Origin of the sequence: Oligoflexus tunisiensis (genome assembly GCF_001748245.1) — a bacterium.
Taxonomy (GTDB): Bacteria; Bdellovibrionota_B; Oligoflexia; order Oligoflexales; family Oligoflexaceae; genus Oligoflexus; species Oligoflexus tunisiensis.
Genome location: NZ_BDFO01000001.1, coordinates 3429365 through 3437197, shown reverse-complemented (window position 1 = coordinate 3437197; position 7833 = coordinate 3429365). Strand labels below are relative to the sequence as shown.

The window sequence follows — 7833 nt, the reverse complement described above, 5'->3', positions numbered from 1 at the left end:
TACCATACATTCGAAAGTAGAATTTTGGCGCAAAAATGAGGATTTGGTTTTTTGGCGAAACGGTGGACCATCACCTCCAGGACTGCTATCGCATTTACCTGCAGTCAAATCCTGAGATTCTCCGGAAACTCCAGGAAACATTCCCTTCGGGACCATTTGCCGTTTCATATGATCGAGGTAGATCGAAGGCCGTGCTCTGTCGATTCTGGCATTATTCTACAACCAGCCGGTTCCCAAATGCCAAATCGAGAAGAGTGCGCGATACGGTTCCTGGAATTTCCTCGGACTCCACAAAGATGCCGATGGATACTTGGCATTTGGCAGGAAAGGTATAACGGTTGGAGTCTGTGGGATCGTTGACTACGGCTTGCAGGGTAAATGACGGACTTTGCCCTTGGAACTCTACCTTTTCGAGGCGTGTAGTCGATCCAGCTTCTACCGATGAGTCACACCACATGGAAGGCTCATAATTCAGTTGAGGGCCGTTGACGCTGACTCTGAGACTAATATTTCTCATATCATCCTGCTTCTTGATGTCCACCTCAGATACGTTCAAACTAATTTCCTTGTTTCGATCCATACCATCGAGCTTTTTGGTTCGCGTGATTTTCATACTCCCATCATTGGCCGCGATATGGATGACTCCGTCCTGAACAAGGACAGTATAACCCGCGCCTGCAGCTTCATTGATGAAGTCAGAAAATTTACCAGCTGGTTCCAAACTGTAAGCAAGGACGTTGACATCGGAAATGCTTTTCGCATTACATGTTTCCGGAGTTACGTAGAGATAGGCTTGGCTGAAGTTCTCGCCTGAGATGTAAGTGGCATTAATGTACTGGCTCTCATCGCAAAGAGTCTCTTCCATATAAAATCCATTTTCAAGCGTCGCTGAGGGCGAGTCGGAATCATTCTCTTTCTTGCAGGCTGCCAGGGAAATAATGAGCGCGAGCACAGTCAGACTTTTTGAAATCATGATTTTCCTCTTGGGTTAAGTGATGCCATGATGCATGACCTGTGCCTCGCATATCCTGTGGAGTTCGCAGCATTGGATCTGTTTGTATTGGATGATTGTGTTGGGAATGTCGACAGTAAGAATTAGGTATAATTTGGCAAGATTCGGCTGAGACAATATGGAGTATCTCGGTATCCATTCGAATCGAGCCAATCACCGGACACGCCACAAAACCATTTCCACTGAAATGGCAAGTGCAATTTTATTCTCAAACCGGACATGATAGTCCTGGTGTTGCAATCGCTGAATACTTAGGGAATGAAAGCCGTACTGATGCTAGCTACTTGAAGGCCTCAAGTAATAGGCATGGTCAGGCATGTGACTCAAGGCTAGTGGTAGTCGCAACAATTACACACACAGTTCAAAGCGATTGGTCATTTGAGTCTTTGTCGTCGGGATAGGCAGCTATCTCAAACTCAAGATCCAAACCAAGGTCAGCTATTTTTTTGAGCTGATTTGCAGTGAAAGTAAACCATCCACCATCTTTTGTCCACCAGGTGCACCTGAAGGAAATGCTGACGCCGGGAACAGTTTTCAACACGTCCAGGCCAGACTTGGCCAGTGAAAGCTTATCAAGCATCCAATCCATATGCTCTACAAGCATATTTGACTTTAACACTTCATCTGAGATCAGAAACCAACAGTTGTTTTTATTGATCCTAACCCGGCCCAGGGAATTGGGGCCACTTATCTGCCCCTTCTTGAAGATTTCTGTTGGGGTGATACCCAGTATTTCGGTCACCTTTTCGGGGTCAAGATCCCCGGGATAAATCAAAAGTTTGACTCTACATTCCAATGCATCGGTGGAATTAACGGACTCATCCATCGGTTTTGTTCTCTCAAAATAAGTATTCTATGAGATTGCCAAGATTCCTACCATTTGTATCCAGATAATCACCATTTGATAGAATCTTACCATGGTGATCGTTACGCAAGCCCAAATCATCCTTCAATCTCTCAAGAGCCTTACCCCATTCTCTTTTATTCAAGCTTCGTCCAGTCGCCTGATTTAGTGCTTTAGCCGTACGTTCCTCGAGGGTTCTGCCACCGGTTTGTAAGACTTTGATTCCCCAGTTTATCGCACCGGACTCGGCACCAACCATAAACGGGCGCATGATGGCGAATCGCATCGCCGCGAAAAGAGCAGAAATTCTTCCACTTGCCATGGTGGCGGTAAGCTTGGAGCCGACAACGGCGGCTCCACCAGCGACTCCCCCCAGGATCATTCCACCCGCGAATTCAGCAGCGAATTTCTTAAGCCCATGGTAATTGCCTTGGGCAAGATATCGCCTTGTCAGATTTTCAATTTCCTTCGCATTGCGACCATAAGGCCCCGCAGCCGCTTCCGAACCAATGTCTTCTGGAGCAATGGCCCCGGCTATGACTCCGGAGGCAATTTCTCCGGCTCTAGTTTCAGTATGTGTCGCTGCCCCGGTCGACTCCGCACCAAACGTCATGCCGTTGATAAACGCGTCCACAAGAGCCCGGTTCGCACTAAAATAAGTCGATACTGTAACCGGTTCCTCGACTTCCTCTTCTTCATTGTCCGGTGTAACGACTGTGCCTGTATTTATATCGTGGCCCGAAACAATATACTCGCGCCCGCCAATAGTAGCCGTATCTGCAATCAGAGAGGTACCTCCAGCACCACACACGCGCCGGTTCTGTGCTTCAATTTCACTGAGCAAACCATGAAAGAAGCTGTCGGCAGTCGCACGAATGGACCGTACCAGGTTCGTATCCAACGAGCCATCATCACTGTAGAGTGGCCAATGCACGAGGGATTCGGCAATTTTCTCGTTGGCAATTCTGTTATAGGCGGCACGTAAACTTGCAAACCGATCAATCATGGCGGGACCGGAAGACTTACATGCAGGATTCCTGGGTTCAGTCGTTACCAGCTTGTCCTCATCTCCAGGTATGGAGTCATCAGTGGTCGTCCACCGTGGGTCAGTCGAGTCTTTTACAGGCGATGTTGCTGGGCTGCCACTGGGTTGTGTGCCCGGAGCAGCAAAGGTCTGACGCAGGAGATCGGAACGTTTCTGGGTACAAGTCTTCTTTTGTTTCGAAAGGACGTTCTTGAATTCACGATCCGCTTCAAAACGGCTTATCAAAGGAATTTTGGGTATAGGGGTGAATTTGGATCCGCCTATGGTACCTCCACGGACTGGCAAATCTGGGTCAATTCTTGAGGTCGTGCTTCTGAGGTCCTTTGGAATAAGTTTTTCACCCGAGCCAACGTCCGGGGAGACAGAAGAGTGAGTTCCTATTGATGGTATTACAATAGGTCCACCCGTCAAATCCGAATCGCGTATGATAGGCGCCACATCACCAGCCAAATTACAATGGTAGGTATCGTACATCTCTCGCGCCCTATCAGCGCAGCTTTGTGGAAGGCCGTCTGGCTCTTTAAAGTTGGCGATCAAACCGAAGTCGAACTCGGCTTTTTGCCTGCAGGCATTGCTGCAATAGACATCAGTAAAAGTGTAAAGGTCAGACTGTACGCTATTGGTCAATAGCTCGTTAAAGGCTTTAATGGTCGCGTCCGAGCATTCGCCGCGATCCTTAATTTCCTTGCGACCTGTGAGTGAAATTTCAAAAGAAGCCAGCTCAAGTCCGATGGCGTTAAGATAGCCGAGATAATCCGCAAAGAAATACCGACTCAATTCCTGAAGCTCACCTGAAGGAATAGGGCTTATTCCTTCATCCTCATATACTTTGCGCGCCGCTGTCTCCCATACTGCACCGCCAACGCTGGCAGGCGCACTGACACGTCCCCCTAAAGTGGTCTGAGCCTGGGACATTGGGGTTGCGATCATAAGAATTATGGATAGGACTCTGGAGAATATGGTGCGCTTGCGTCGTGTCATTGAACAGTCCTTCTACCTGGATTTAAAGCCCAGTTGGGCACTCTCTAATAAAGTGGGACTATTCCCAACCACTCTGCGGTTTATAGCAAAAGGCTGGTTTCCGCAAGCAAAAATACAGTCTTTTTGACTTAGTGGATACGAGATTTCGTTCTCAGCGGTTCGTTACTTCAACAGACTAATATTATGACATTTTCAGCTCAACCGCCCTACCTCTCTGGCCGGGGTCATGCGGAGCTCAATGAGATGAGCGATGGCTAAACTGTTATTGTGAGTCCCCCTTTCCTCTCACCCATCCAGCAACTTTCAAGATCGCTCTTGTAAGAAGATTCAAGCGTGCTGGAATCACCCCGGAGCAATGAGGGCAGCGGATACCGCGATGGAATCTTCTGCCTGCCAGGTCCAAACTATCGAAGCTTCGGGAGCAGCTGTGACATGAGTGGAAAACCGTACCGCACGCGAGGCACCTGGACGCCTCGGCCGGAATCCTGATACCAAACAGGAGTTCGGCGAAGGCGACACCGGGATTCAAAATATAGTGAAGCACCATCGGATCGGTCGCGGTCATGACCTTCCTGGAATGTTCAGCACCGCAAGTCGGACATTGTCCGAGTTTCGCATTCGGGATAACGTCGACATCGGCTCCGATGTCCTGCTTGAGGCTGATGATGCGCTTCATGCCGGGACGCACGACCGCAAAATACATGGCGAAACCAAAGATAAGACCGGCCGCGGCATATCCCGGTAGTTGCGTGGCCAGCGAACGAAAAGTTGGCACTTTGCCACTGATCAGCCATCCCAAGCCATACTGCAACAGTCCAAAAAAGAGGGCAAACCTGAGGCCCATCCCGGCGGCCAATCGCCGATTAAAACTTTCGAAGGCTTGGGCGCTCATCTTTCCCTGAAGGAATCTGGTTTTTGCCAAGGCCAGCTGCGGCTGGCGCGTCGTGCCAGCTTCCTTTTTCAACACCTTAAGGATCTCCTCGTTTTCCATACTGGTCTCTCCCTATCAGACTTCGTGGAATACGGATGGCCATCCTAACCGAACCATACTTTTCGGAAAAGCTCCAAGGGAAGCCATCAATATGTTGACAAAGTGGCCGAAATTACAGGAAGAGGAGCCACATCATGAAAAAGAGTCTGCAAGTCGTCCTTCTTTTGTGTCTTGCCATAACCTTCAGTTTTTCCGAACGGGCCTTGGCCGAGCAGATGATTCTGGAGGTGAATGGAAACCAGGGCCAGCTTAGTCTTAACAACTGGCTTTGGTATCAGGAGGACCCCACTTCGGTCTATACAGCGGAAACTCTCGCGGACCCACTCTTTCAACAGCGCTTTGCGCCACTGGACCGCAAGACTCCCAATTTCGGGCTTTCTGGTTCGGCATGGTGGGCCCGGGTGACTTTGAAAAATACCAGTCCTCATCCCCTGATCCTGTATGTTACGCAGGAATATGCCCAGGTCGATTCCATGGATTTCTGGCAATTGTCCCCGACGGGCGAAGTCATGGCTCATGCCCGGGGCGGAGACAGGTCCGTGAGAGATCCCAATGCCGTTTCGTATCGCTTGCCCACTTTCAAAATGGAACTTCCACCCGGCGATTCCGTGCTCATCATGAGAATGCAGACGAACGGCAGTGGCCTGTTTTACGTCAATGCCAACACGGAACAGAATTTTTCTGACAAAAAGACGATGGAGTATGCTTTCATCTATTCCATGATGAGCATCCTCTTCTGCATGGCCGTTTACAATTTTTGTATCTGGCTCCAGCTGCGCAAGCTCGTATATTTTGTTTATGTGATCTTTATCGTCACCGTGGCACTGCAGCAACTCGGCTTTTCCGGACTGACGACTCATTTCAGCCAGGATACGTGGTTCATGAACGAAGGCGCCATCATCTTCACGGGCCTGTCCGTGATGGCTGCCTGCCTTTTTACGATCATGTTCCTGTCTCTTCGCAACCGTCATCCCTGGCTTCAAAGAAGCTGTTGGATCACGTTCATTCTGCCTGTCGTGGCGTGCCTTGGCCTTCTCGATTCCTATAATACCGGTATCAAGTTGATGATCCTGTCGACCTTCAGTGCGGCCATCGCCGTTACGGTCGCCGGCTTTGTGTGCTGCTGGAATCGCTACCGTCCTGCTTATTTCTTTACAGTGGCCTGGCTTGCAGTGCTGGTGGCCTCCCTGATTCGGTCGGCCATGCTAGCAGGATCCTTTCCTGTGACCTTTTTCTCCGAGTGGGGGACTCTGATCGGATCAGCTATCGAGGTCATGCTCCTCTCCCTGGCCATAGCGGACAAGATTCGAATCAGCGAAAAGAATGCCTTCGACAAAATCGAGAATTTGAATGCGGAACTGACCAAGGAACACGACATCGTCGTTTCCCTCAATAACAATCTGGAACGCATGGTCGAGGAGCAGACGCGGGAAATCAAATCCATTCTGCGCCATATCCAGATCGGTATCCTGGTCGTGCGAAAAGAAAACCTGGAGATCACCGACACCCATTCGATGTCAGTGAAACACCTTTTCAATGTCAACCAGATCGCTGGCAGGAATGCCATTGAACTGATTTTCGGTAACGCTCTGATCAGTCGGGAAGTTGCCAGCCAGGCCGAAAGCGTTCTGCAGAGCTGCCTCGGTGAAGACGCGTTGAACTTCGATACCAACAGCCATCTCCTGCCCACCGAAGCCCGTTTCCGCTTCGGTCAGGAGGAGCGGATCATGCAATTTGATTGGAACCCCGTGGTTGACAAGGAAGGGAACGTCGAAAAATTCCTCGTTTCGGTCAAGGATGTGACGGCCATGAAGCAGCTCGAAAGCGATGCGGCCGAAAAATCCAAGGAATTGGGCTTTATCGCGGAAATCCTGGAAATTTCAGCCCGGCAGTTCGGGGTTTTCATCAACTCGTCCCAGCGCTTCATGGCCGACAATATTCGGCTGCTGAAAGCCAATGTGAAACCGCAGCGGGAAGTCGTTAAGATCCTGTTCATCAACATGCATACCATCAAGGGCGCAGCCCGGGCTCTCGGCCTCAAACTCCTGACGCCGGTGATCCACGATGTAGAGCAGAATCTCTCCGGAGTTCTGAAGAACACCAAGGATTGGGATCGGGATACTCTGCTTGCCGATCATAATCGTGTCAGTACTTTGCTTGATCAGTATCAGTATCTCAATCAAACCAAACTCGGCCGGACGTCCACGGATGTGATCAGCATGACGATAGACTTCATACAGAGGCTGCGTCAGGCGCTGCTCTCTGCCGAAACCGAGGGCGACACCAGTCTTCGCCTCAAGGTCAAGCCCATTCGGGAAAGCATCGATGAAATGGCGTTCACCCGCGCCGAATCCATATTCCGGGAAGTGCTTTCCAATGCCGAGATGCTCGCCAGGGATCTCCAGAAGGAGTCGCCTCGCATCGATATCGTTGATAATACCGTTCAGCTGACGACCGAAGGCCAGGAATTGGTACGCAATGCTTTCATCCATATCATCCGCAACAGCATGGATCACGGCATCGAGAACGCGGATGAGCGGGTGTCCCGAGGCAAGACCGCTGAAGGCCACATCAGTGTTCAGTTGGAAATCATGGGCAAGCAGCTGCAGATTCGTTATCGGGATGATGGCCGGGGTCTCAACCTGCGCGCCATACGACGTCTTGCAACCGAGCGCGGGCTGATCACGGAAGACCAGCGTCTTGGTGATCTGGATATTGCCTACCTCATATTTGAGCCGGGGTTCAGTACCTGTGAGACATCCAATGAAATTTCCGGGCGAGGCGTTGGGATGAGCGCGGTCAAGGAGTATGTTGGCTCCGAGGGCGGGTCGGCTGAAATCCGCCTCCTGACGGGCGAGAAGGTGATCGACCCGGACTTCATTCCTTTTGAATTCGTCTTCGCGATCGGACCCCGTTTTTTCGTCCAGAAAGCTGCGGCTTGATTGCAGAAGGCCAGGGTG

General features: G+C 50.5%; 5 protein-coding genes. 1 reads left to right on the top strand and 4 read right to left on the bottom strand.

From position 1 onward, the window contains the following. Nucleotides 1–211 precede the first annotated feature (211 nt). From OLTU_RS14385 to OLTU_RS14370, 4 genes are all read right to left on the bottom strand, one after another. Nucleotides 212–973, bottom strand: a complete 762-nt coding sequence (locus OLTU_RS14385) for a hypothetical protein (protein ID WP_141733464.1) — start codon at nt 971–973, stop codon at nt 212–214. Between the two features lie 400 nt (nt 974–1373). Continuing rightward, the gene (locus tag OLTU_RS14380; RefSeq protein ID WP_141733463.1) at nt 1374–1838 is read right to left on the bottom strand and encodes a DUF4279 domain-containing protein; all 465 of its coding nucleotides are present in this window, start codon (nt 1836–1838) and stop codon (nt 1374–1376) included. A 13-nt stretch (nt 1839–1851) separates the two neighbouring features. After that, on the bottom strand, nt 1852–3831 hold the full coding sequence (locus tag OLTU_RS14375) for a hypothetical protein (protein ID WP_218110039.1): 1980 nt from the start codon (nt 3829–3831) through the stop codon (nt 1852–1854). A gap of 313 nt (nt 3832–4144) precedes the next feature. After that, nucleotides 4145–4873 (bottom strand): hypothetical protein, encoded by a 729-nt coding sequence (locus OLTU_RS14370; protein WP_141733461.1) that lies wholly within the window; start codon nt 4871–4873, stop codon nt 4145–4147. A 134-nt stretch (nt 4874–5007) separates the two neighbouring features. Here OLTU_RS14370 and OLTU_RS14365 point away from each other — a divergent pair, with 134 nt between their 5' ends. Next, nucleotides 5008–7815: a 7TM diverse intracellular signaling domain-containing protein gene (locus tag OLTU_RS14365; RefSeq protein WP_141733460.1), complete on the top strand. Its 2808-nt coding sequence runs from the start codon at nt 5008–5010 to the stop codon at nt 7813–7815. Nucleotides 7816–7833: the final 18 nt, after the last annotated feature.